This window comes from Roseicella frigidaeris (assembly GCF_003258945.1).
Taxonomy (GTDB): Bacteria; Pseudomonadota; Alphaproteobacteria; order Acetobacterales; family Acetobacteraceae; genus Paracraurococcus; species Paracraurococcus frigidaeris.
In genome coordinates this window covers 16,322-40,292 of the sequence record NZ_QLIX01000011.1, presented here as the reverse complement: position 1 = coordinate 40,292, position 23,971 = coordinate 16,322, and the positions used below count along the sequence as shown (strand labels likewise).

Sequence of the window (23,971 nt, the reverse complement as noted above, 5' to 3'; positions counted from 1 at the left end):
GCCGTCATGCCGCCCGCCCGAAGCCGAGCGCCATCCAGGCCATGCGCAGCTTCTCGCCCGTGCCGAGGCGCGGCCGCGGCCTCTCGCCGGCCCAGCCGCGCGCCCGCATGCGGTCCAGCAGCCGGCCATAGCCCCACATCATCACCGCCGCCGGCAGCAGCGCCTGGCGGTCGAAGCGGGCGATCTCCCGCCGGGCGCGGGCGAAGCCGGCCTCGGCCCGCTCGCCGAGCCGGGCGCAGATGGCGGCGAAGCGGGGATGCGCGACGATCTCCCGCGCCGGCCCCTCCGGGATGCCCTCGGCCGCCAGCAGGTCGCGCGGGACGTAGACGCGCTCGCGCAGCGCATCCTCGTCCACGTCGCGCAGGATGTTGGTGAGCTGGAAGGTGTGGCCGAGATCGAGGCCGAAGCCCTCGGCCTCCGGCGCGCCGAAGATGCGCACGCTCATCGCCCCGACGCTGCCGGCGACGCGGCGGCAATAGAGGTCGAGCTCGGCCTCGGTCGCCAGCCGCAGCCGCTCGGTGCTGTCGGTCTCCATGCCGGCGATCATCGCCTCGCATTCGGCGAGCGGCACGCCATAGGCGGCGCGCGCCCAGGCCAGCTCGCGCGAGAGGATGCAGTCCGGCCGCTGCAGCTTGCCCCGCCAATCCGCCAGGAAGCGGCGCTTCTCCGCCTCCGGCATGGCGCCGTCGGCGATGTCGTCCACCGCCCGGCAGAAGGCGTAGACGGCCCAGAGGGCGCGCCGCCGCTCGCCGCGCAGCGCCGCCATGCCGCGGGCGAAGGAGGAGCCGGCGCGGGAGACGCGGCCGGCGACCACCGCCGCATCGCGCGGGCCGCCGCGCAGGGCTCCGGCCAGCGCCCCGGCGAAATCCGCCTTCGAGAGGGCGATGCGGCCCGCGACCGGGTCGCCGCGCCGCAGCCGCGCCAGCAGCCGGCGGGCGCAGCGGATGGTCATGCCGCTCTGGAGGGCGAGGCGGCGCGCGCGCAGCAGCCGCGGCAGGATGGCGGCGCGGTCGAGCTGCTCCTCCACCCGGTCGAGCGCGGCGTCCAACACCGCGCGCCGCCGCGCCGCATTGGCCGGGTCGAAGAAGGCCTCCTCGCCGCCGGCGAGCGCCATCCAGGATTGCGGCAGGTAGATGCGATCGAGGCTGCGGCGGTCCGGCACCAGGTCCTGCAGGTGGTTCAGGACCTGCAGCGCGGTGCAGAGCGCATCGGCGGCTGCCTCGGCCGGGGCGTTGCCGCCATCGCCATGCAGCCGCAGCAGCATCCGCCCGACCGGATCGGCCGAGCGGCGGCAATAATCGACCAGCTCCTCCCAATCCGCGTAGCGCCGCTTCACCGCATCCTGGCGGAAGGCGGAGAGCATGCGCCGCGCCTCCTCCACGCCGGTGCCGGTGCGGTGCAGCGCGGCGGCCTCGGGCAGCGCGGTGCCCGGGTCGTCGAGCGCAAGCTCCATCGCATCCAGGCGGCGCAGCTTCTCCTCGGGCGCGAGGTCGGGGCTGTCGCCGATATCGTCGGCCACCCGGACGAAGCGGTAGAAGGCCATGACCTGGGCCCGCACCGGCCGGGCGAGCAGCCGCGAGGCGGTGGGAAAATTCTCCTCGTCATGGTCGCGGGTCGGCGCCGCCGAGACGGCCAGGCTCGCTCCCCCTGGCGGGGTCGGTGGAACGGGGGCGTTCATGCCGCCTTTGTGGCGGGATATGCCCGGCCTTTCCAGCCCGCCGGCCGCCCCGCCAGCCAGCGGATGAGCGCCCAGTACTGGATCGCCAGGGCCACCAGCATGGTCGCGGGGTGCAGCGGCACGGTCCACCAGGGCTCCCGCGCCCGCCGGGTGACGGCGATCCGCAGCCCCAGCCCGAGCAGCAGGGCGAGCGCCGCCGGCCAGGCCGGCAGCAGCGCCCAGGGCCAGAGATGCGCGCCGCCCAGCATCGCCGTCCAGACCGGCAGGCCGAGCGGGGTCGCCATCCCCTCCCGGGCATTCTTCAGGAATCCGGCCCAGCATTCGGCGAAGCCGCGATACATGCGGCATTCGGCGAGCGGGGCGCCGTCCACCACCTCCGTCCGGTGCCCGGCGGCGCGGAAGCGGCGGGCCAGGGCCAGCCCTTCGTGCAGCACGCCGCGCACCGCGCCATGGCCGCCGATCGCGGCATAGGCGCCGCGCTCGCAGAGCAGGAGCTGGCCGCAGGCGGCGGCCAGGCCGGGCTGCCGGGTCTCCGCCCGGCCGCCGCCGGGGAGATAGCCGAGCAGGAGGAAATTGATCGCCGGCACGGTCAGCGCCTCGCCGAGCGAGCCGATCACCTGCCGCGGCACGGCGCTCGCCATGGCGAGGCCCTGGCGGGCGGCATGCGCCGCCATCGCCGCCGCCGCCTCCGGCGCCAGGCGGACATCGGCATCGAGGAAGAGCATCCAGTCCCCGCGCGCCGCCTCGGCCAGCCGGGCGCAGGCATGCACCTTGCCGGTCCAGCCCGGCGGCAGCGGCGGCGCGGCGAGCAGGCGCAGGCGCGGATCGGCGGCGGCGCGGCGGCGGACGATCTCCGGCGTGCCGTCGGTCGAGCCGTCATCCATCACCACCACCTCGATGGCGACGCCCTGGCTGGCCAGCGCCGCGTCGAGGCAGGCCGCGATATTGGCGGCCTCGTCGCGGGCGGGGATCAGGATGGAGACCAGCCCCGGCGCCGCCGCCGCGGGCAGGCGGGGGAGGCGCCGGAGATTGTGGGCGCCGAGCGCCGCCGGCAGGGCGGCGAGGCCGAGGCTGATCCAGGCCCAGTCGGTCATCGGCTCTCCCCCGCCACGGGGTCGTGGTGCGGGTCGTGCTGGGGGTCGTGCTGCGGGTCGAAGCGCTCGCCGCGCAGCAGCGCCCGCAGGTGCCGCCAGTGCTGGTAGAGGCCGCCCATGCCCGCCCGCCCCCGCAGCAGCGGACGGAAGCGCGCCGGGTCGCGGGCCATGGCATCGCCGGCCAGCCGGTCCATCGCCGCCTCCAGCGCCCCGGCCAGGGCGGCGGCGCGCGCGCCGCGCGGCAGGGCCGCCAGCGCCGCGCCCTCGAGCGGCGGGCCGAAGCCGGCCAGCATCTCCGGCGCCCGCTCCGACCAGAAGGGGTATTCGAGGGCGAGCGGCAGGAAGCGCGCCCGCGGCGCCAGCTCGGCGAGGCGGACCAGGCCCGGCGCCATCGGCACCGGCCGCTCGCGCACATCCATGAAGCGGCCGGGGGCGTTCATCCAGAGCATGTGCGAGGGCGCGGCCAGCACCGCGCCGGCGGTGCGCAGGAAGGCGACGGCGTCGCGCGGCGAGTCCCGCTCCACCCCGAAGACGCCGAGGCGGCGCATGAAGCGGTAGCGCGCCAGCGCCGCCGCCTCCATCGGGATGAACATGCGCCGGCCGGGAAACAGCGCCGTGGCGTAGAGCATGAAGGCGACGCCGTCCCACCAGGAGGGATGGTTGGCATAGACGACGAGCGGGCGGCCGCGATCCTCCGGCGGCGGCGCGCCCCAGCGGGCGAGGCGCACCGCCCGCAGGTGGCGCCGGGCGAAGCGGGCGAAGATGAAGTGGAAGAAGGCGAGCCGCGCCGGCGAGTAGAGCGCGACCGGCGAGGCCTCCCCCGGCGGCATGGCCCTACTCGGCGGCGAGGCGGGCGCGGTGGGCGTCGCGCAGCCCCGCCTCCGCCGCCGCCTCGCCCATGCCGCGGCCGCCGAGATCCTGGTCCAGCGCATCGGCGGCGATCCAGCCGCTCATCATCACCATCGGCATGCCCGGGCCGGGATGCGCCGCGCCGCCGGCGAGGTAGAGGCCGCGCACCGATTTCGAGCGGTTGCCCGGCTTGAAGGCGCCGGTCCAGCGGCCGTGGCTGGCGAGGCCGTAGATGGCGCCGTCCAGCACCTTGTAGCGCTCGTGGATATCGACCGGCGTCAGCGCCCGCTCCACCACGATGCGCTCCTCGATATCCTCCATGCCGGCGCAGCGCTTGAGCTTGTCGAGGATCACCTGCCGGTAGGCGGGGAACATCCGCGACCAATCGTGATGCGGCCGGAGCCAGGGGGTGTGGACCAGCACGTAGAGCGCCTCGCCGCCCTCCGGCGCCACCTCCGGGTCGGTGGCCGAGGGCGCCGCGAGATAGGCGGTCGGGTCGGGCGCCGGCTCGCCGCGGCGGTAGATGGCGTCGAACTCCGCCTCGGCGTCGCGGGAGAAGACGAAGCAGTGATGCGCCAGGTGCTCGTAGCGGCGGTTGAGGCCGAGATAGAGCACGACGCCCGAGCAGGCGGGTTCGTAGCCCTTGCGGGTGTAGCGGCGGCCGGCCTCGCCGCCGACCAGCTCGGCATAGGTGCGGATGGCGTCCATGTTGGAGATGACGGCGTCGCAGGCGATGCGCTCGCCCGCCGCGGTGCGCACCGCCCGGACGGCGCCCGCCTCGATCTCGAACCCGCTCACTTCCACCCCGGTGCGGAGATCGGCGCCGAGCCCGGCCGCAAGCTCCGCCAGGCCGAGGGCGACGGCGCGGGTGCCGCCGACCGGGTACCAGACGCCCTCGCTCGCCTGCATGTCGCCGATGGAGCAGAGCACCGCCGGGGCGAGATAGGGGCTGGAGCCGACATACTGGCAGAAATGGTCGAGCATCTGCGCCAGCCGCGCATCCGGCACATGGCCGCGGATCACCTTCGCCACCGTCCGGCCCATACGCAGCGCCAGCACGTCGCGCATGGTCGAGGGGTCGAAATTGGCGCGCAGGTCGATGGTGTCGCCGATGCCCTCGACCGACTTCCAGAAGAAGAACTTCTCCGAGATGGTGTGCAGCGTCTCCGCCACCTGCTGGAAGCGGCGATAGCCCTCGCCCTGGCCGGTACCGGGCGCGAAGGCGTCCATCGCCCGCGCCATCGCCTCGACATCCTCGCAGAGGTCGATGCGCGTGCCGTCGGCGAAGAAGCAGCGCCATTGCGGGTCGAGCCGGATCAGCGGCAGATCCCGCGCCTGGTCGCGCCCGGCCTCGGCATAGATGCGGCGCAGCACGCGCGGCAGGGTGAGGATGGTCGGGCCCATGTCGAAGCGGAAGCCGGCATTGCCGCCGGGCTGCCCGGGATCGAGCAGCCGCAGCTCCGCCGCCTTGCCGCCGAGCCAGGGATTCTTGTCGAGCAGCGTCACCCGGTGGCCGCGCGCCGCCGCCGTCGCCGCCGCGGCGAGACCGCCGAGTCCGCCGCCCACCACCACCACATGCGAGGTCATGGCCCTCCCCCTTCCTTCCGCCGCGGCGCGCTCACGGGCTCGCCTGCAGGGCCGGCGCCAGGCCGCCCTGCGGCTGCGGCCTGGTGTTGTCCCGCCGCAGGCCGAGATCCTGCGCCAGCAGCCGCGCGGTGATGCGCGCGCCCTCGTAGATCACCGGCAGGCCGCTGCCGGGATGCGTGCCGCCGCCGACCAGGTAGACGCCCTCCGCCCCGGCGAAGCGGTTCTGCGGCCGGAAGCAGAGCATCTGCCCCAGGTCGTGGCTGAGGTTGAAGGTGGCGCCATGGCCGACGGCGTAGCGGCCCTGCCAGTCCTGCGGCGTCACCATCCGCTCGGCGCGGATGCGCGGCTCGATCGCGCCGAGGCCGAGCGCGGCCAGCCGGTCGAGCACCAGCCGGCGGAAGCGCGGCGCCTCCCGCGCCCAGTCGAGCCCGCCCTGCTGCCGGGCGTCGCGCAGGTTCGGCACCGGCACCAGCAGGTAGAGGGCGGAGTGGCCCGGCGGCGCCATGCTGCGGTCGAGCAGGCTCGGATTGTGCAGGTAGAAGCTCGGCTCGTCCGGCAGGATGCCGGTCTCGAGCTGGCGGATGTTCCGGGCATAGCCCTCGGAGAGCAGCACCGTGTGATGCGCGAGCTCGGGCAGCTCGCCCTCGATGCCGAGATAGAGCATGAAGGTGGAGCAGGAATAGCGGGCGCCGGCGATCTTGCGGTCGTCCCAGCGCGGCCGCAGCGCCTCCGGCACCAGCCCCGGCATGGCATGCGCGAAATCGGCGTTGACGACGACCGCATCGGCCGGATGCAGCCGGCCGCCGGCCTCGACGCCGCGGGCGCGCCTCCCCTCGAAGGCGATGCGCTCGACCGGCGTGCCGAGGCGGAGCTCGACGCCGAGCCGCTCCGCGACGCGCGCCATCGCCTCCGAGATGCCGCCGCAGCCGCCCTCGATGTGCCAGATGCCGTGCTCGTATTCGAGGAAGCTCAGGATGGTGAAGAGGCTGGGGCAGCGGAACGGGCTCATCCCCAGGTACTTGGTCTGGAAGGAGAAGGCGAGCCGCACCAGCGGATGCCGGAAATGCCGCGCCAGGTCGCGGTCCACCGTGCTGTGCGGCCGGAGCAGCGGCAGCGCCCGCACCATGTCGGGGTGCAGGAAGCGGAAGACCGAATCGAAGGGGTTCTCGAGCGCCGGGCGGAAGGCGGCGAGCTTGGCGCGGTTCTCGGCGAGGAAGGGCCGGAAGCCGGCGGCATCCTCGGGGCAGAGCCGGGCGATCTCGGCCTCCATCCGCGCCGGATCGGCCGAGGCGTCGATGCGGCCCGCGCCCTCGAAGACCAGGCGGTAGAGCGGATCGACCCGCATCAGCCGCACCTCCTCCTCCAGCCGGGCGCCGACGCTCTCGAAGATCTCGGCGATGACGCGGGGATAGAGGAAGAAGGTCGGCCCGAGGTCGAAGCGGTAGCCCTCGGGCGTCGCCAGGGTGCGGGTGCGGCCACCGACCACTGCATCCCGCTCGAAGATGGTGACCTGCGCGCCCTGGGCGGCGAGGAGGAGCGCGGCGGCGAGGCCGCCCGGGCCGGCGCCGATGACGGCGATGCGGGGGCGGTTCGGCTTCAGTGCAGGGGAGGCAAGCGGGGCGTTCATGCGCGTCTGGCGATCCTGCACTTTGGTCGAATAGCGCAAATATGGCCGGGGCGGCTTTGCGCAAGGCGGCGCGGCGCCACGCTGCCCGACCGTTCCGCCGGCGCACCGCCCCGGGCCGGGCCCGCGGCGGCCCCCCGGGGCGGTGCGCCGGCGCTGCGGGGCGGACTCAAGCGGCGGGAATGAGGGCGAGCAGGCTGTCCGCCGCCTCGATCTCGTCCAGGCGCGCCGCCGCCCGCGGCAGCAGCCGGGCGAGGTAGAAGCCGGCGAGCGGCGCGTAGCGCGCATCGGCCGCGGCGGCGCGCGCCAGCATCCAGCCGCCGAGCGTCCAGCCCGCCGCCTCCAGATAGGCCGCCGCCGAGGCCTCGGCCGCCGCCGCATCCGTCTGGCCGCGATCGAGCATCCAGTCGGTGGCCCGCGTCATCGCCGCGACGGCCGGGCCGAGGCGCGGATCGGCCGCCGCCACCTCGGCGAGCAGGCCGCGCATCGCCGCGCCGCCGTCGCGCAAGAGCTTGCGGCCGACCAGGTCCAGCGCCTGGATGCCGTTGGTGCCCTCGTAGATCGGGGCGATGCGGGCGTCGCGCAGCACCTGCGCCGCGCCGGTCTCCTCGACGAAGCCCATGCCGCCATGCACCTGGATGCCGAGCGAGGCGCAATCCACCCCGCGATCGGTGCACCAGGCCTTGACGACCGGCGTCAGCAGCGCGACCCGGGCCTCGGCCGCGGCATCGCCGAGCAGCCGGGCGCGGTCGAGCGCCGCGCCGGCCTCGAGCGCCAGCAGCCGCCCGGCCAGGGTGATGGCGCGCATCTCGGCCAGCATGCGGGCCACGTCCGGATGGCGGGCGATCGGCCGGCCACCCTGGATGCGCTCGGCGGCGAAGGGCTCGGCCAGCGCCAGCGCCCGCGCGCCCTGCGCCACGCCCTCGACGCCGACGCCGAGCCGGGCCGCGTTCATCATGGCGAACATGGCGTTGAGGCCGCGATTCGGCTCGCCGATCAGCTCCGCCTCGGCGCCCTCGAAGAGCATCACGCAGGTGGGCGAGGCGTGGATGCCGAGCTTCTTCTCGATGCCGCCGCAGCGCAGCGCGTTGCGGCTGCCATCGGCCAGCCGCTTCGGCGCGGCGAAGAGGGAGATGCCGCGGGTGCCCGGCGGCGCATCCGGCAGCCGCGCCAGGACCAGGTGCAGCGTGTTCTCGGCGAGGTCGTGCTCGCCCCAGGTGATGAAGATCTTCTGGCCGGTGAGACGGTAGATCCCCTCGCCCGCCGGCTCGGCGCGGGTCCGCACCTGCGAGAGGTCGCTGCCGGCCTGCGGCTCGGTGAGGCACATGGTGCCGGTCCAGGCGCCGGAGACGAGCGCGGGCAGCCAGGCCCGCTGCTGCGAGGGCGAGGCGAAGCGGGCGATGGCCTCGATGGCGCCGGCCGAGAGCAGCGGGCAGAGGCTGAAGGCCATGTCGCCGGCGGTGACCAGCTCGGAGACCGCCATCCACAGCGCCTGCGGCAGCTCCTGCCCGCCGGTCTCGACGCCATTCAGCTCGGCCGGCGCGGCGAGGCCCTGCCAGCCGCCCTCGCGCCAGGCCTGGTAGGCGGCGCGGTAGCTCTCCGGCACCCGCACCACACCGTTCTCGTAGGTCGCGCCCTGGCGGTCGGCGGCCTGGGCATACGGCCAGAGCAGCTCCCGGGTGAAGCGCTCGGCCTCGCCGATGATGGCGGCGATGTCCTCGGCCGAGAGCGACGCCCCGCCCGCCGCGGTCAGGCCCGGCAGGTCGATGACGCGGGTGAGGCCGAAGACCAGATCCTCGGCTTGGGTGGTGGCGGCCATGACGCTGTTCTGCCCCCTGCAGCAAACGCCGCCCGGACCGGCCGGCCCGGGCAGGCGCCCACCATGCCTTCTCGGACCCGGGGTGCCAATGCGGCAGGCGGATCCGGAGCCCAGGGTCAGGGGCCCAGGGTCCGGGGCCGAGGGTCCGGGCCGTGCACCGGCCTGGAGCATGCTGCGTCCGCCTGCGCTCACGCGGCACGCCCCGGGGTATCGCCTTCGGAGCATCACTCGGCGTTCAGGCGTTTCCGTCCGAATGCAGGGTGATGCCACCTCAGGCGATCATGCCCTAGGGCGCTTCCCGTGAACACCGGTTCACGGGAAGCGCCCTAGGCTCCTGTTTCAGAGCATCTTCACCCGATCAGGTAAGTCCACCTGATCGGGATCTGCTCTAGGTACGACTGCGGCTGCTGCCGCGCCGGCTGCCCCCGGCCCGGCCGCCCTTGGCCGCCGCGGCGGTGCGACCGGCCGCGCCGCGCTTGCTGGTCGCGCCGGTGGCGCGCTTGGCAGTCGCGCCGGTGGCGCGCTTGGCGGTCGCGCCGGCGGTGCGCTTCGTCGCCGTGCCCGTGGCGCGCTTCGCCGTGCCGCCGGTGGCGCGCTTCGTCGCCGTGCCCGTGGCACGCTTCGCCGTGCCGCCGGTCGTGCGCTTGGCCGCCGTGCCGGAGGCGCGCTTCGCGGTCGCACCGGTGGCGCGCTTTGCGGCCGTGCCGGTGGTGCGCTTCGCCGTGCTGCCGGTCGCGCGCTTGGCCGCCGTGCCCGTCGCACGCTTCGTGCCCGTGGCGCGCGTCGCGGTGCTGCCGGTCGCGCGCTTCGTCGCCGTGCTGCGGGTGGCGCCACGCTTGGCCGTGGTGCCGGTGGCGCGCTTGCTGGCCGTGCCCGTGGCGCGGCGTGCCGGCGTGCGCTTGGCGGTCGCGCCCGACGCGCTGCGCTTGGCAGCCGTGCCCGTCGCGCGCTTCGCGGTGCCGCGGGTCGCGGCGGTCTTGCCCGCGGCGCTGCGGGTCGTCTTGCGCGCGGTGCCGGTGGCCCGGTCCGCCGTCGCGCGCTTGGCGCCGGTGCCACGGGACGAGGCGCGGCCGCCCTTCGCGGCAGCAGCCGTCCGGCCGGCGGCGCCGCGCTTGGGCGCGGGCTTGGCGGCGGCGGCGCGGCGCGGCCGCCGGGTCGGCGTGGCCTCGTCGGCCTCCGTGGCCGGCGCGGCGCGGCGGCGGCCGCGGCGCGGCGCGTCCGTGCCCTCGGCGACATCGCCCTCGGCCGTGGCGGCGGCGCGGCGGCTGCGGGTGGCGGTGCGGCGGCGACGCGGCGCCTCCTCGGCGGCCGGCTCCTCGACCGGGGTGATCTCCTGGCTCTCGTCCTGCATGGCGTGGTCCTCCTCTGTCTGCCGGTCATCCGCGCCGGCGTTGCGATCCGCATCCGCCTCGCTGCCCCGCAACGGGTCGTGTCCCCAGTTCATCAGCGAATAGCGCCAGCGCGTCTCGCTGACATCGCCCTCGGGGCGCTGCGCCAGGTGGCGGCGGATATAGCCCACCACCTCGTGCAGGAACGCCTCATCCGCCTCGGCGGGATCGCCGCGCTCGAGGATCTCGAGGATCCGCCGGCCCGACTGATGCCCGACCGCCTCCGAATCGCCCGGATGCGTCCAGCCGACATCGCGGCTGTCCTCGGTCTCGAGCCAGGCGCGCAGCGCATCGGCGCGCATGTTCACCAGCGTGCGGAAGGCGTCCGCGATCGTGGCCTCCTGGTCATCCATGCCGTGTCCTTTCCCTGGTTGGGCGCGCCCCGGCCGGTGCTTGCGCAGCGCGGCCACCGTGCCGGCGACGTCGCGGGGCGGCACCGAATACCGCCGCCCGGCCCGCCTGTCCCGTTGCCTGGCGACGGGGCCCCGGTCGCACGCCGCCGGCGAGAGCGCGGCGCACGCCGCTTTCGCGCGAGTCCCGCCCCGGGCGCGGGCCCCGTGTCTCCTCGGCCCACGCTTCGAGATGGGTGTCCGCCAAGGCGGACTCACCGAAGGCGTGACTCACGCGCCCCAATGCCGCGCTGGACCATGGTCCGCGAACCGGCGTGAGCGGAGCGTGGTGCAGCCGCCGCCGCATCGTCATCGGCGATCCTGCGCGACGCGCCGCGCCTTGCGTGCCGACCGCTCCCCTGGCCTGCCGCCCTCGTCGCGCGTCGTGATCCCGGATGCCACGCGGTCCCAGAGCGCGGGATCGGTCTTGCGCGCAATGCCGTCCATGCTGGTTCCGTGTGTTGCGGTTGCGGCAGGCAACGTCACGACACGGCAAGCGTTCCCGCGCATCGCCCCGCGCCGCGCGGCACCGCCTCCCGCCCGGCTCTCAGCGCCGGCGCGTGATCCGCAGCACCGCCTCGAGCGACTCGCCGGGCGCGAGCAGGGCGAGCGGGCCGAAGCGCGCGAGGTCCGGCCGGTTCGGCGCGTCCGGCACATGGCTCACCGGCTCGACGCAGAGGATGTGGCTGCCGGCCGGCGCGAAGACCTGCAGGTTGCCCGCCCAGGCGCCGCGCGCGGCAAGGCGGAGCGCGAGATCGGGACGGATGATCTCGGCGACGCCATCCCAGCCGGCGAACTGCGTGTCGAGTCCCTCATAGGCGGATTCGTCGCCGTCCAGCCCGTCGCAGGGCTGCGCCGCGACGGGCAGGGTGCGGGCGTCGCGCGCGAAGCGCGTGGTCGCGGCGAAGCGCAGCCGCGTGCCGGGCGGGCGCATGAAGAAGGGGTGCCAGCCGCAGCCGAAGGGAAAGGGCAACGCGCCGCCATTCGTCAGCGTCAGCCCGATCTGCAGCCCCGCCGCATCGAGCGTCACCTCGAGCCTGGCCTGCCAGGACCAGGGCACGCCGAGCGCGAGCGCATCGCCCTGCTGCGTCAGGACCGCGCGCGCCGGCATGGCCTCCTGCACCGTCCAGGCGGCATCGCGGAGCAGGCCATGGATGGCGGTGCCGTCGATCGGCCGGTTGATCGGAAGCTGGTAGGTCGTGCCGCCGACCGGCAGCCTTCCCCCGTCCAGCCGGTTGGTCCAGGGCGCCATCAGGAAGGCGCCGGCGAAGCTCGCATTCGGATCGGCGCCCAGCGGCAGCGGCGCCAGCACCTCCACCCCGTCGCAGGCCAGACGCGCGAAGGCGGCGCCGTGACCGGGCAGCAGCACCGCCTCCCAGGCGCCGCCGGCGAGCGCCAGCCCGCCCGGCGGCGCCACCATCGCCGTGCCGTCCATCAATCGAGCGCGAAGGCGTCGCGGCCGGACGGCTCGTCGCGCGAATAGCCCTGCGCCGTGTAGCCGCCGCCCTGGTAGCGCTCCGTCACCGGATTGCCGGAGGTGAGTCCCCCGACCCGCTCGCGCCAGGCCTCGGCGCTGTCCTGCGGCTGCCAGCCGATGCGGTCGCGGTGGTCGCGGCCCCAGAAGCTCGCCGGGTTGTCGGAGCAGCCCCAGATGACGCAATGGCCGGTGCGCGGCGCGGTCACCGCGGCCTCGCAGAGCCGCACGAGGTCGGCATAGGAGAGCCAAGTCGAGAGCATCCGCGCCTCGGTCGGCTCGGGGAAGCAGGAGCCGATGCGGAGATTGACGTTCTCGACGCCGTGCTTGTCCCAGTAGAGCCGGCCCATCAGCTCGCCATAGGCCTTGGAGAGGCCGTAGAAGCTGTCCGGGCGGAAGGCGCAGTTGGCCTCCAGCCGGTCATTCGCCTGGCCCGGCCGCTCATGGAAGCCGATGGCGTGGTTGGAGGAGGCGAAGACGACGCGCGCCCGCTCCCGCCGGGCCGCCTCGTAGACGTGATAGAGGCCCTGGATGTTGGGGCCGAGGACCGTGTTGAAGGGATGGTCCGAGCTGATGCCGCCGAAATGCAGGATGGCGCCGCAGCCTTCGGCGAAATGCAGCAGGTCGACGCCCTCGGCGAGGTCCATCCGCTCGAAGCGCGCGCGTTGCGGCAGCGGGTCCGGAAAGGGGGCGATGTCGGTGAGGCGGAGTGTCCAGCCGCGCTCGGCCAGCCCCCGCGCGAGGGCACGGCCGAGATTGCCGGAGGCGCCGGTGATCAGGACCGGCTTGGCGGGGGGTGCTGCCATGGGACGCGTCTCCATCGAAGGGTGCCAGAGCGGAGGATGCCAGAGCGCAAGATACCTGGGTGAAGGGCATGGCGCGCCGCCCGCTCAGCCGCCGCGCCCGGCGAAGGCATCGGCCAGCGCCTGCCACATCGGCTTGCGGCGCCCCTCGGCATCCAGCGGCAGGCCGCGATGCGTGGCGCCGTCGCGCCGCGCCACCTCCCGGTCGCGCACCAGCCAGCTATCGCGGTCCGAGAGGCCCCAGGTGAGCACGGTGCGGCAGCCCGCCTCCAGCGCCGTGCCGACCACCGCCCGGACGCGGGTCGCCACCAGCGCGTCCCGCGCCGCCAGCTCGGCCGGGATCGCGCGCGCCTCGCGCACGTCGAGCTCGGTGACCAACAGGGCGAGGCCGAGGCTGCGCACCTCCTGCAGGAAGGCGGCGAAGGGCTCCGGCCGGAAGGGCTCGTCGAGCTGCAGATGCGCCTGCAGGCCAAGCGCATCGACCGGCACCTTCGCCTCGACCATACGGCGCAGCAGGCGCAGCACCCGCCGCCGCTTCTCCTCGGCGAAGGGGGTGTCCCCCTCCAACCCGTAGTCGTTGTAGGTGAGGCGCAGCGTCGGGTCGCGCTCGCGCGCCAGCCGGAAGGCGAGCGCGACATAGTCCGGCCCGAGGGCCCGCAGCCAGGGCGTGTCGCGCAGCTCGCCGATCGCCGGGGTCTCGTCGAGGAAGGGGCCGCCGGGATTGGCCACCGCCTCGTTCACCACGTCCCAGTCGCGGATCGCCGGAGCGGTGCGGGCGAGCACGGCATCCAGATGCGCGACCAGCACGCCGTGCGAGCGCGCCGGGCCGGAGGCGAGCGCGGTCGTCAGCCAGGCCGGCATGGCCTGGTGCCAGACCAGCGCATGGCCGCGGAGTTGCTGGCCGTGCCGGCTGGCGAAATCGAGCAGCGTGCCGAGCGGGGCGAAGTCGAACCGTCCCTCCTCCGGCTGCAGCGCCGCCCATTTGCCCTCCCATTCCGGGACCAGCAGGCGCGCCTCGGCCTGGATCTGCCGGGCATAGCCGGCATCCTGCAGCCGGCCGCTATCGACCGCGGTGCCGAAGAGGATGCCGGCTCGCCGGGCCCGCGCCCCGAGGCCCTCCCCCGGCATGGCCGCCGCCGCGCCGCCCGGCAGCAGCGCCCCGGCCCCGGCCAGCCCGGCCCCGCCCAGCAGCGAACGCCGCGGGAGGCAGCCCAGGCTCAGGCCGCCCGGGCCAGGATCGGCGCCGCCTCCTGCGCCAGCGCCGCGCGGAAGCGGTCGCGCCGCCAGCAGAGCAGCCGCCAGGCGCCGCGCGCCGCGAGATCGGAGAGACGGCCACGGGGCTCGAGCCCCACCGCCTTGAAGACCATGCCCATGCCCCGCTCTATATGCCGGAAGCGGTAAAAATTCATGGCCCGGCCCATATAGCCGGCGATGCAGCGGGCATGGCTGTAGGCGATGCCGGGCTCCTCGTTGGAGCAATGGAAGGCGAAGGCGAGCTCGTCGTCCTCCGACTCGCCGATCCGCCCCGCCGCCACCCGGAGCCGTCGCAGGAAGGACAGGTCCTCCCGCGCCAGGTAGCGCTTCATGTGGTCGTAGAAGAGCTTGAAGTGCCGGTACTCGTCGGCAGCGATGAGGCGGCAGATCTCCTTCAGCACCGGCTCCTCGCTCGCCTCGCCGAGGGCGGTGTAGTAGCTGCTGGTCCCGGTCTCGACCATGCAACGGGCGATCAGCTCGCCGGTGCGGGAGCCGCGGATCGAGGCATCGGCGTTGAGGTCGATCTTGTAGCCGGCGCGGTAGCGGGCGAAGGCCTCGGCATAGTCCCAGCCGGGATCGGCCAGCTCGCCCCAGCGGCCGAGCGCATCGCCATGCTGGATCTCCTCCAGCGCCCAATTCTCGGCCGCCTGCTGGAAATCCGGATCGTCGTGGAAGACGCGCTTGAGGTAGATGGCGTAGTCGTCGCCGTTTCGCTCGACCATGGCCGCGGCCTTGACCAGCGGGACGATCTCCGGGTCCAGTTTCGACGGATCGAAGCGGTCCCAGCTCACCTGCTCGACGCGCCAGTGCTTCATGCTGTCCCCGCGGCCGGCCGCCGGCCAAACCGTTCCTGTGCCATGATGGCGGCGTCTGCCACCGGGATCGGGGGCGGGCTGCCCCCTTCGCGCATGTTCGCCCCTGCGGCAGGGGATTCAAGGCATGGGCCGGCCGGGACGCACGGGCCGGTGCGCAAAATGACAAAGCTGTGGCGATGCCGCACTGCCCAGGGTCGGGGCCAGGGCCAGGGCCGGCCGGAGACGAGGCGGGGCCGGAGCGTCGCCGCCCCGGCCCCGTGTCGTCGCCGCCACGCCGCGCTCAGGCGGCCTGGGCGGCGTCCAGCATGGACCGCGCCGAGAGCACGCGCTCGAGCGCCGCATCGCGCTTGACCTCGGTGTCCTCGGCCGTGACCTCGCGCAGCGCCGCCTCGGCCTCGGCGATCCGGCGCTCCGCCTCGGCGCGCGACAGGTTGGCAAGCGGCGTGGCCTCGTCGGCCAGCACCGTCACCCGCTCGGGCGAGACCTCGGCGAAGCCGCCGCCGACGAAGAGGCGCTCGGTCTCGGCGCCGTTCTCGCGCACGCGGATGATGCCGCCGCGCAGGGTGACGATCATCGGCGCATGGCCGGGCAGCACGCCCATCTCGCCCTCGGCGGCGGGGATGGTCGCCATCTCGACCTGCCGGGAGAGCAGCAGCCGCTCCGGCGAGACGAGTTCGAGCAGGAAGGTGGCCATATCAGGGTTCCAGCATGAGAGGCGATCGAACGGCGCGAGCCCTCGGCTGGCGCCGAGGCCGCTTCTGCGGCCCGCCGCCTACGCGGCGAGCCAAGGCCGCGGAGGCGGCCGCCCGGCGCCTGAGGGCACCAGAAGCCTCAAGCCTGCCGCTTAAGCGGCAGCCTTGAGCGTCTCGCCCTTCTTCACGGCCTCCTCGATGGTGCCGACCATGTAGAAGGCCGCCTCCGGCAGGTGGTCGTACTCGCCCGAGGTGATGGCGGCGAAGCTGCGGATCGTGTCCTCGAGCTTCACGAAGACGCCCGGCGTGCCGGTGAAGACCTCGGCGACGTGGAAGGGCTGGCTGAGGAAGCGCTGGATCTTCCGCGCGCGCGCGACGACCAGCTTGTCCTCCTCCGAGAGCTCGTCCATGCCGAGAATGGCGATGATGTCCTGCAGCGACTTGTAGGTCTGCAGGATGCGCTGCACCTCGCGGGCCACCCGGTAGTGCTCGTCGCCGACGATCCGCGGATCGAGGGCGCGCGAGGTGGAGTCGAGCGGGTCGACCGCCGGGAAGATGCCGAGCTCGGCGATCGAGCGCGAGAGCACCGTCGTCGCGTCGAGATGGGCGAAGGAGGTGGCGGGCGCCGGGTCGGTCAGGTCGTCGGCCGGCACGTAGATGGCCTGCACCGAGGTGATCGAGCCCTTCTTGGTCGAGGTGATCCGCTCCTGCAGCGCGCCCATGTCGGTGGCCAGCGTCGGCTGGTAGCCCACCGCCGAGGGGATGCGGCCGAGCAGCGCCGAGACCTCGGCGCCCGCCTGGGTGAAGCGGAAGATGTTGTCGATGAAGAAGAGCACGTCCTGGCCCTGCTCGTCGCGGAAATACTCCGCCACCGAGAGGCCGGAGAGGGCGACGCGGGCGCGGGCGCCCGGCGGCTCGTTCATCTGGCCATAGACCAGCGCCACCTTGGAGCCCTCGGTCGTGCCCTCGCCCAGCTTGATGACGCCGGCATCGACCATCTCGTGGTAGAGGTCGTTGCCCTCGCGCGTCCGCTCGCCGACGCCGGCGAAGACCGAGACGCCGCCATGCGCCTTGGCGACGTTGTTGATCAGCTCCTGGATGGTCACGGTCTTGCCGACGCCGGCGCCGCCGAACAGGCCGATCTTGCCGCCCTTCAGGTAGGGGGCGAGGAGGTCGATGACCTTGATGCCGGTGACCAGGATCTCGGCCGAGGTCGCCTGCTCGTCGAAGGGCGGCGCCTCGCGGTGGATCGTGTAGCTCTTGTCGTGCGGCACCGGGCCGCGCTCGTCGATCGGCTCGCCGATGACGTTGAGGATGCGGCCGAGCGTGCCGTTGCCGACCGGCACGGTGATGCCCTTGCCGGTATCGACCACCTCATGGCCGCGGACCAGGCCCTCGGTCGTGTCCATGGCGATGCAGCGGACGGTGCGCTCGCCGAGGTGCTGCGCCACCTCGAGGACGAGGGTGTTGTCGCCGTTCTTGGTGGTGAGCGCGTTCAGGATGGCCGGCAGCTCGCCCGGGAACTGCACGTCCACGACGGCGCCGAGAACCTGGGCGATCTGCCCGACATTGTTCTTCATGGTTCCTAGCTCCTCAATCGGTTCGGGTGATGCGATTCACGCTCCGCGCGGCAAGCGCGCTCCGCGATCGCATCGCCAGGATTCGGATGATGCGATTCACGCTCCGCGCGGCAAGCGCGCTCCGCGATCGCATCACACAGCCTCGGCGCCGGAGATGATCTCGATCAGCTCCTTGGTGATGTTGGCCTGGCGCGTGCGGTTGTAGTTGAGCGTCAGTCGATTGATCATGTCGCCGGCGTTCCGCGTGGCGTTGTCCATCGCGGTCATCTGGCTGCCGTAGAAGCCGGCGGTGCTCTCGAGCACCGCGCGGTAGATCTGGATCGCCAGGTTGCGCGGCAGCAGCGTGGCGAGGATGGTCTCCTCGGCCGGCTCGTACTCGTACTGCGCCTGCGGGCCGGCGGCGGCCGGGGCCGTCACCTGGCCCTCGGGCAGCGGCGCCGGGATCAGGCGCTGATCCGTCGGGATCTGGGTGATCACGTTGCGGAAGCGGTTGTAGAGCAGCGAGCAGACGTCGAACTCGCCCTCCTCCAGCATCTCGGTCACCCGGACCGCGACCGCCTCGGCATCCGAGAACTCGACCCGCTTCTTGCCCATGAAGGTGATCTCGCCGACGATGCGGCTGGCGAAGTCGCGCCGCAGATAGGCGGCGCCCTTGCGCCCCACCGTCAGCACCTTCACCACCTTGCCCTCGGCCTCGAGGGCGCGGATGCGGGCCCGCGCCAGGCGGCCGACATTGGTGTTGAAGCCGCCGGCCAGGCCGCGATCCGCGGTCACCACCACCAGCAGGTGCACCCGGTCCTCGCCGGTGCCGACCAGCATCTGCGGGGCGCCCGGGGTGCTCGCCACCGCCGCGCCGAGGGAGGCGAGGATCGCCTCCATCCGCTCGGCATAGGGGCGCGCCGCCTCGGCCTGCGCCTGGGCGCGGCGCAGCTTCGCCGCCGCCACCATCTTCATCGCCTGGGTGATCTTGCGCGTGTTCTTCACGCTGTTGATCCGCCCGCGCAGGTCCTTCAGGCTCGCCATCGGCTGCTCCCCCTCTGGGCTCCCGGCCTCAGGCCACGAAGGACTTGGCGAAGCTGTCGAGGAAGGCGACCAGCTTGTCCTCGACCGGCTTCTTGATCTCGCGGTCGGTCCGGATCGAGTCCAGGATGTCCGGCTGCGTGGCCTTCAGCTCGCCGATCAGGCGCCGCTCGAACTCGCCGACCGAGTTCACCGGCAGCTTGTCGAGATAGCCGCGGGTGCCGGCGAAGATCGCCACCACCTGCTCCTCGACCGGCACCGGCTTGAACTGCGGCTGCTTCAGCAGCTCGGTCAGCCGCGCGCCGCGGGCGAGCAGCGCCTGGGTCGAGGCGTCGAGGTCGGAGGAGAACTGCGCGAAGGCCGCCATCTCGCGGTACTGCGCCAGCTCCAGCTTGATGCGGCCGGCCACCTGCTTCATCGCCTTGATCTGCGCCGCCGAGCCGACGCGCGAGACCGAGAGGCCGACATTCACCGCCGGGCGGATGCCCTTGAAGAACAGCTCCGTCTCCAGGAAGATCTGGCCGTCGGTGATCGAGATGACGTTGGTCGGGATGTAGGCCGAGACGTCGCCCGCCTGGGTCTCGATGACCGGCAGCGCGGTGAGCGAGCCGGCGCCGAAATCGTCGTTCATCTTCGCCGCGCGCTCGAGCAGGCGCGAATGCAGGTAGAAGACGTCGCCCGGATAGGCCTCGCGCCCCGGCGGGCGGCGCAGCAGCAGCGACATCTGGCGGTAGGCGACGGCCTGCTTCGAGAGGTCGTCATAGAAGATGACCGCGTGCATGCCGTTGTCGCGGAAGAACTCGCCCATGGTGCAGCCGGTATAGGGGGCGAGGAACTGCATCGGCGCCGGGTCGGAGGCGGTGGCGGCGACGACGATCGAGTACTCGAGCGCGCCGTTCTCCTCGAGCGTGCGCACGAGCTGCGCCACGGTGGAGCGCTTCTGCCCGACCGCGACATAGATGGTGTAGAGCTTCTTGCTCTCGTCGCCCGAGGCGTTGATGGGCTTCTGGTTGATGATCGTGTCGACGATCACCGCCGTCTTGCCGGTCTGCCGGTCGCCGATGATCAGCTCGCGCTGGCCGCGGCCGATCGGGATCAGGGCGTCGATCGCCTTGATGCCGGTCTGCATCGGCTCATGCACCGACTTGCGCGGGATGATGCCAGGCGCCTTCACCTCGACGCGGCGGCGCTCGACGTTCTGCAGCGGGCCCTTGCCGTCGATCGGGTTGCCGAGCCCGTCCACCACGCGGCCGAGCAGGCCCTTGCCGACCGGCGCGTCCACGATGGTGCCGGTGCGCTGCACCGTGTCGCCCTCGCGGATATGCTCGTCCGGGCCGAAGATCACGACGCCGACATTGTCGTGCTCGAGGTTCAGCGCCATGCCCTTCAGGCCGGCGGAGGGGAACTCGACCAGCTCGCCGGCCATGACGTTCTGCAGGCCGTAGACGCGGGCGATGCCGTCGCCGATCGTCAGCACGGTGCCGACCTCGGCCACGTTCGCCTCGGTGTCGAAGCCGGCGATCTGCTGCTTCAGGATCTCCGAGATCTCGGCGGGACGGATGTCCATCAGGCGGCCCCCTTCATGGCGTACTGCAGGCGCTGCAGCTTGGATTTGATGCTGTTGTCGTAGAGCCGCGACCCGATCCGCACGATCAGGCCGCCGAGGATCGAGGGATCGACCTGCTCGGTGAGCCTGACGCCGGAATAGCCGGCCTCGGTCAGCCGCGCGCTGATCTGCGCGCGCTGGGTGTCGTTCAGCGGATGCGCGCTGGTGACGAAGGCGGCCTGCTGGCCGCGGCGCGTGGCGAGCAGCGCGCCGAAGGCCTGCGCCACCTGCGGCAGCTGCGACAGCCGGCGGTTGGCGATCAGCACGCCGACCAGGTTGCGCACCTCGCCGCTGATGCCGGCGCGGTCGAGGACGGCGAAGGCGCCCTTCTTCTGCGAGGCGCTGTCGAGGCGCGGATCGGCGACGAAGGCGCGGAAGGTCTCGTCCTCGCGCCACAGCGCGAAGAGGCGGTCGAGATCGGCGGCGATGCGGTCCACCGCCGCGGGGTCCGTCTGCCGACGGTCATCCGCGAGGCCGATCAAGGCCTGCGCATAGCGCTCGGCAAGGCCGGAGGGGGTGGACGCAGAGGAGGAAATGGTCTCGGCGGAGGCCACGGGCGTTCCGGGTCCTGTTCCAGAGGATGCGCATGCGCGGGTCCCGCCACCAGGCTTCCGCCGGCGCGGCGCAGGGCCTTTACCATGGGGTGTACGCCCCCGCAATCTGGCCCGGGCAGGAACGGTTCGGGCCGGCCCGAAGCCGGAAACCGGCGGGCCGCGCCAGGAATCCGGCCGCGGCGGGGAGGCAGGGCGGGCCGACAATGCAGGCGCGGACGGGGCAGGAGCGGACGGGCATCTTCTTCGGCTGGCAGGTGGTCGCGGCCGCCTTCGTCATCGCGGTGTTCAGCTGGGGACTCAATTTCTACGGGCCGTCGGTCTATCTGCACGCGCTGCACGCTCGGGAAGGATGGTCGCCCTCGCTGATCTCGGCGGCGATCACGCTGCACTTCCTGGCCAGCGGCGCGCTAGTGACCCGGCTGCCGGCGCTGCACCGGCGCTTCGGCCTGGTGGCGGTGACGCGGGCCGGGATGCTCGCCTGCGCGGCCGGCGCGCTTGCCTGGGGCCATGCCGCGGCGCCCTGGCACATGGTGCCGGCGGCGCTGCTGACCGCCCTCGGCTGGGCGCTGACCAGCGGGGTTGCGATCAATGCCATGGTCGCCCCCTGGTTCGACCGCCGCCGCGGCGCCGCCCTCTCCATGGCCTTCAACGGCGCGAGTCTCGGCGGGGTGCTGTTCACGCCGCTCTGGGCGGTGCTGATCGGCGCCTTCGGCTTCGCCGGCGCCTCGGCCTGCCTCGCCCTGCTGGTGGCGCTGGCGAGCTGGCCGATCGCCGGGCGCTGGCTCGGCCGGGTGCCGGCCGATCTCGGCCTGCATCCGGACGGCGCGGCGACGCCGCCGCCGCCCCGCCCCGCCGCCGCCCCGGCCGGCCCGCTCTGGCGGCAGCCCTGCTTCCGCAGCCTCTCGCTCGCCTTCGCCCTGGGCCTGGTCGCGCAGATGGGGCTGCTGACGACGCTCTTCTCCCTCCTCGCCCCGGTGCTCGGCGAGGCGGGGGCGGGCGGCGCCATGAGCCTCGCCACCGCCTGCGCGGTGGTCGGCCGCACCGTGGTCGGCACGGCGCTGCCGCCGGGACTCGACCGGCGCTTCGCCGGCAGCGCCAATTTCCTGCTGCAGGCGACCGGCTGCGCCCTGCTCGCCGCCGCGCCCGGCAGCGCCCCGGCGCTGCTGGCCGGCGTGCTGCTCTTCGGCCTCGGGATCGGCAACCTGCTCTCCCTGCCGCCGCTCATCGCCCAGGCGGAATGGCCGGCCGGGCAGGTGACGGCGGTGCTGGCCCTGCTGACCGCGGTGAACCAGGGCTTCTACGCCTTCGGCCCGGCGCTCTTCGGCAGCGCGATGGCGGGCTGGGGGCCGGTGGCGCCGCCGGCCCTGGCGATGGCGCTGCAGCTCGCCGCGGCGGCGCTGCTGCTGACCGGCCGGCGGCCGGCCGCCGGCCGGGCCAGCGGCTGAGCGGCGCCGTCAGAGGAAGCCGACCGGGTCCACATCCACCTGCACCCGGACATGGTTCGGCACCGCCACCCGGGCCAGCCAGTCGCGCAGGATCGGCTGCACCGCGATGTCGCGCCGGGTCTTCAGCAGCAGCCGGCGGCGATGGCGGCCGCGCAGCAGGGCGAGCGGCGCCGGGGCGGGGCCGAGCACCTGCACCCCCTCCCCGCCCGGCGCGGCGAGGCCGAGATCGCGCGCCGTGCGGTCCGCCTCCCGCTCCTCCTCGGAGGAGACGATCAGCGCCGCCAGCCGGCCGAAGGGCGGCCAGTGGCCGGGGCGGCGCATCGCCGCCTCCTCCTGCATGAAGGCCTCGAGGTCGCCGGAGACGAGCGCCCGCATCACCGGATGCTCGGGCGAGAAGCTCTGCAGCAGCACCCGCCCGGGCGCCTCGGCGCGGCCGGCCCGGCCGGCCACCTGGTGCAGTAACTGCACCGTGCGCTCGGCTGCCCTCAAATCGCCGCCTGCGAGGCCAAGATCGGCATCCACCACGCCGACCAGGGTGAGATGCGGGAAATGCCAGCCCTTGGCCACGATCTGCGTGCCGATGATGAGATCGACCTCGCGGTCCTGGATGGCGCGCGCCGCCTCCGCCGCCGCGGCCGGGCCCGGCAGGGTGTCGGAGGCCATGACCAGCCGCCGCGCCTCCGGCCAGAGCGCCGTCGCCTCCTCCAGCACCCGCTCCACGCCGGGGCCGACCGCGGTCAGGCTGTTGGCGGTGCCGCATTCCGGGCATTCCGCCGGCGGCGGCTCGGCATGGCCGCAATGGTGGCATTGCAGCAGGCGCTTCGCCCGGTGCTCGACCAGCCAGGCGGTGCAGTTGGGGCAGCGCATCCGGTGGCCGCAATGCCGGCAGAGGGTAAGCGGCGCATAGCCCCGGCGGTTCAGGAACAGCATGGCCTGCTCGCCGCGCCCGATCGTCTCGCCGACCGCCTCGACCAGGGGCGGCGCCAGGAAGCGGCCGCGCTCGGGCGGCGTCCGCCGCAGGTCGAGCACCTCGACCGCCGGCAGCCGTGCCCCGCCATGCCGCTCGGGCAGGTGCAGCAGGGCGTAGCGGCCGGTCTCGGCATTGGTCAGGCTCTCGAGCGAGGGCGTCGCCGAGACCAGCACGCAGGCGGCCTGCGACAGCCGCGCCCGCACCACCGCCATGTCGCGGGCGTGGTAGACCACGCCCTCCTCCTGCTTGAAGGCGGTCTCGTGCTCCTCGTCGACGATGACCAGGCCGAGATCGGGGAAGGGCAGGAAGAGCGCGCTGCGGGCGCCGACCACCACCGGCGCCTCGCCCTCCGCCACCGCCCGCCAGGTGTCGCGGCGGGTGCGCGAGGTCACCTCGGAATGCCAGAGCGCCGGCGCCACGCCGAAGCGCGCCCGGAAGCGGTCCAGCCACTGCGCCGAGAGGGCGATCTCGGGCAGCAGCACCAGCGCCTGCCGGCCCTGGGTGAGGCATTCGGCGACGGCATCGAGATAGACCTCGGTCTTGCCCGAGCCCGTCACCCCGGTCAGCAGCGTCACCCCGAAGCGGCGGGCGGCCACCGCGGCGCGCAGCGCGGCCCCGGCCTCGCGCTGGTCCGCGGCGAGGGCCGGTCCGGGATGCGCCGGGTCGGGCCGGGCGAAGCGGCGGCGATGCGGCAGCAGCGCCGGGCGGATCAGCCCGTTCTCGGCCATGCCGCGCAGCACGCCGAGGGAGACGCGCGCCGCCTCGGCGAGCGGCGCCCCGGCCTGCACCTCGCCCGGGCGCAGGGCGTCCAGCACCCGCTGCCGCTCGGGGGTGATGCGGGGCCGGCTGTTGCCGCCCGGCGGCGCCAGCACCCAGCCGGCCTGCGGCGTTGGCGGCTCGAGCGCCGCCGGCACGCTCATCGCCATGCGCAGCACCGCGCCGGGCGGGCTCAGCGTGTAGGCGGCGATCCAGTCGACGAAGCGGCGCAGGCTCTCGGTCATCGGCGGCACCGGCAGGGTGCCGGAGATGGGACGCAACCGCCGGTCGGGGATCGGGTTCAGGTCCGGAGTCGGAGGAGGATCCCAGACCACGCCGACCAACTCTCTATGGTTGAGAGGTACGGAGACAAATTCTCCTGGACGGATGGTCATGGAAGAGGGCACAGCATAGTCGTAGGCCCCTGCCAGCGGCAGCGGCAGCAGGACCGATACCCGTGTCCGCGCGGCCACAATGGCCGTGTCTTTCATACCGCGGCGCTTTTCCGACCCGGACAAAATCGGCTACCCTTGCTCAGAAAATTGCACAACGCGTTGCCGGGACCTCGGCCGTT

The 23,971-nt window shown here is 73.8% G+C and carries 19 protein-coding genes; 1 reads left to right on the top strand and 18 read right to left on the bottom strand.

The window, feature by feature from the left end; all coding sequences use genetic code 11:
* Positions 1-4 precede the first annotated feature (4 nt).
* The 17 genes from DOO78_RS27535 to DOO78_RS15175 form a co-directional block, all read right to left on the bottom strand.
* Positions 5-1,678: a squalene/phytoene synthase family protein gene (locus DOO78_RS27535; protein ID WP_165838912.1), complete on the bottom strand. Its 1,674-nt coding sequence runs from the start codon at positions 1,676-1,678 to the stop codon at positions 5-7.
* Entirely contained in the window at positions 1,675-2,772 is a 1,098-nt protein-coding gene (locus DOO78_RS15245) for a glycosyltransferase (RefSeq protein WP_111470721.1), read from the bottom strand. The genes DOO78_RS27535 and DOO78_RS15245 overlap by 4 nt, the downstream gene beginning before the upstream one ends.
* Positions 2,769-3,602, bottom strand: coding sequence for a lysophospholipid acyltransferase family protein (locus DOO78_RS15240; protein ID WP_111470720.1), 834 nt, complete (start codon positions 3,600-3,602; stop codon positions 2,769-2,771). The genes DOO78_RS15245 and DOO78_RS15240 overlap by 4 nt, the downstream gene beginning before the upstream one ends.
* A gap of 4 nt (positions 3,603-3,606) precedes the next feature.
* Positions 3,607-5,208, bottom strand: a complete 1,602-nt coding sequence (locus tag DOO78_RS15235) for a phytoene desaturase family protein (protein ID WP_111470719.1) — start codon at positions 5,206-5,208, stop codon at positions 3,607-3,609.
* A 31-nt stretch (positions 5,209-5,239) separates the two neighbouring features.
* The gene (gene crtI, locus DOO78_RS15230; RefSeq protein WP_111470718.1) at positions 5,240-6,835 is read right to left on the bottom strand and encodes a phytoene desaturase family protein; all 1,596 of its coding nucleotides are present in this window, start codon (positions 6,833-6,835) and stop codon (positions 5,240-5,242) included.
* A 166-nt stretch (positions 6,836-7,001) separates the two neighbouring features.
* A complete protein-coding gene (locus DOO78_RS15225) occupies positions 7,002-8,651 on the bottom strand; it encodes an acyl-CoA dehydrogenase family protein (RefSeq protein WP_111470717.1) in 1,650 nt (549 codons plus the stop codon).
* Between the two features lie 388 nt (positions 8,652-9,039).
* Positions 9,040-10,392: a DUF3140 domain-containing protein gene (locus DOO78_RS28180; RefSeq protein ID WP_111470716.1), complete on the bottom strand. Its 1,353-nt coding sequence runs from the start codon at positions 10,390-10,392 to the stop codon at positions 9,040-9,042.
* Between the two features lie 345 nt (positions 10,393-10,737).
* Positions 10,738-10,875: a hypothetical protein gene (locus tag DOO78_RS27525; RefSeq protein WP_165838911.1), complete on the bottom strand. Its 138-nt coding sequence runs from the start codon at positions 10,873-10,875 to the stop codon at positions 10,738-10,740.
* A 100-nt stretch (positions 10,876-10,975) separates the two neighbouring features.
* Positions 10,976-11,863 (bottom strand): aldose epimerase family protein, encoded by an 888-nt coding sequence (locus DOO78_RS15215; RefSeq protein ID WP_243634566.1) that lies wholly within the window; start codon positions 11,861-11,863, stop codon positions 10,976-10,978.
* Positions 11,863-12,708 (bottom strand): NAD-dependent epimerase/dehydratase family protein, encoded by an 846-nt coding sequence (locus DOO78_RS15210; protein ID WP_111470715.1) that lies wholly within the window; start codon positions 12,706-12,708, stop codon positions 11,863-11,865. The genes DOO78_RS15215 and DOO78_RS15210 overlap by 1 nt, the downstream gene beginning before the upstream one ends.
* Positions 12,709-12,792: 84 nt before the next feature.
* Positions 12,793-13,833 carry an endo-1,4-beta-xylanase gene (locus DOO78_RS15205; protein ID WP_111470714.1) on the bottom strand — a complete coding sequence of 347 codons (1,041 nt, stop codon included), beginning with the start codon at positions 13,831-13,833 and terminating at the stop codon, positions 12,793-12,795.
* A gap of 89 nt (positions 13,834-13,922) precedes the next feature.
* Complete coding sequence (locus DOO78_RS15200; RefSeq protein WP_111470713.1) at positions 13,923-14,774, bottom strand: ferritin-like domain-containing protein; 852 nt, start codon at positions 14,772-14,774, stop codon at positions 13,923-13,925.
* 280 nt (positions 14,775-15,054) lie between these two features.
* Complete coding sequence (atpC, locus tag DOO78_RS15195; protein WP_111470712.1) at positions 15,055-15,468, bottom strand: ATP synthase F1 subunit epsilon; 414 nt, start codon at positions 15,466-15,468, stop codon at positions 15,055-15,057.
* 150 nt (positions 15,469-15,618) lie between these two features.
* Complete coding sequence (gene atpD / locus DOO78_RS15190) at positions 15,619-17,046, bottom strand: F0F1 ATP synthase subunit beta (protein ID WP_111470711.1); 1,428 nt, start codon at positions 17,044-17,046, stop codon at positions 15,619-15,621.
* A gap of 132 nt (positions 17,047-17,178) precedes the next feature.
* Positions 17,179-18,069 carry a F0F1 ATP synthase subunit gamma gene (locus tag DOO78_RS15185; protein ID WP_111470710.1) on the bottom strand — a complete coding sequence of 297 codons (891 nt, stop codon included), beginning with the start codon at positions 18,067-18,069 and terminating at the stop codon, positions 17,179-17,181.
* A gap of 28 nt (positions 18,070-18,097) precedes the next feature.
* Positions 18,098-19,633, bottom strand: coding sequence for a F0F1 ATP synthase subunit alpha (gene atpA / locus DOO78_RS15180; protein ID WP_111470709.1), 1,536 nt, complete (start codon positions 19,631-19,633; stop codon positions 18,098-18,100).
* Complete coding sequence (locus DOO78_RS15175) at positions 19,633-20,226, bottom strand: F0F1 ATP synthase subunit delta (RefSeq protein WP_111470708.1); 594 nt, start codon at positions 20,224-20,226, stop codon at positions 19,633-19,635. The genes atpA and DOO78_RS15175 overlap by 1 nt, the downstream gene beginning before the upstream one ends.
* Positions 20,227-20,429: 203 nt before the next feature.
* On the opposite strand from DOO78_RS15175, the gene DOO78_RS15170 reads away from it, so the two are divergent.
* Positions 20,430-21,671, top strand: a complete 1,242-nt coding sequence (locus DOO78_RS15170) for an MFS transporter (protein WP_111470707.1) — start codon at positions 20,430-20,432, stop codon at positions 21,669-21,671.
* A 9-nt stretch (positions 21,672-21,680) separates the two neighbouring features.
* On the opposite strand, the gene DOO78_RS15165 is transcribed toward DOO78_RS15170, so the two are convergent.
* A complete protein-coding gene (locus tag DOO78_RS15165) occupies positions 21,681-23,888 on the bottom strand; it encodes a primosomal protein N' (protein ID WP_111470706.1) in 2,208 nt (735 codons plus the stop codon).
* Positions 23,889-23,971 lie beyond the last annotated feature (83 nt).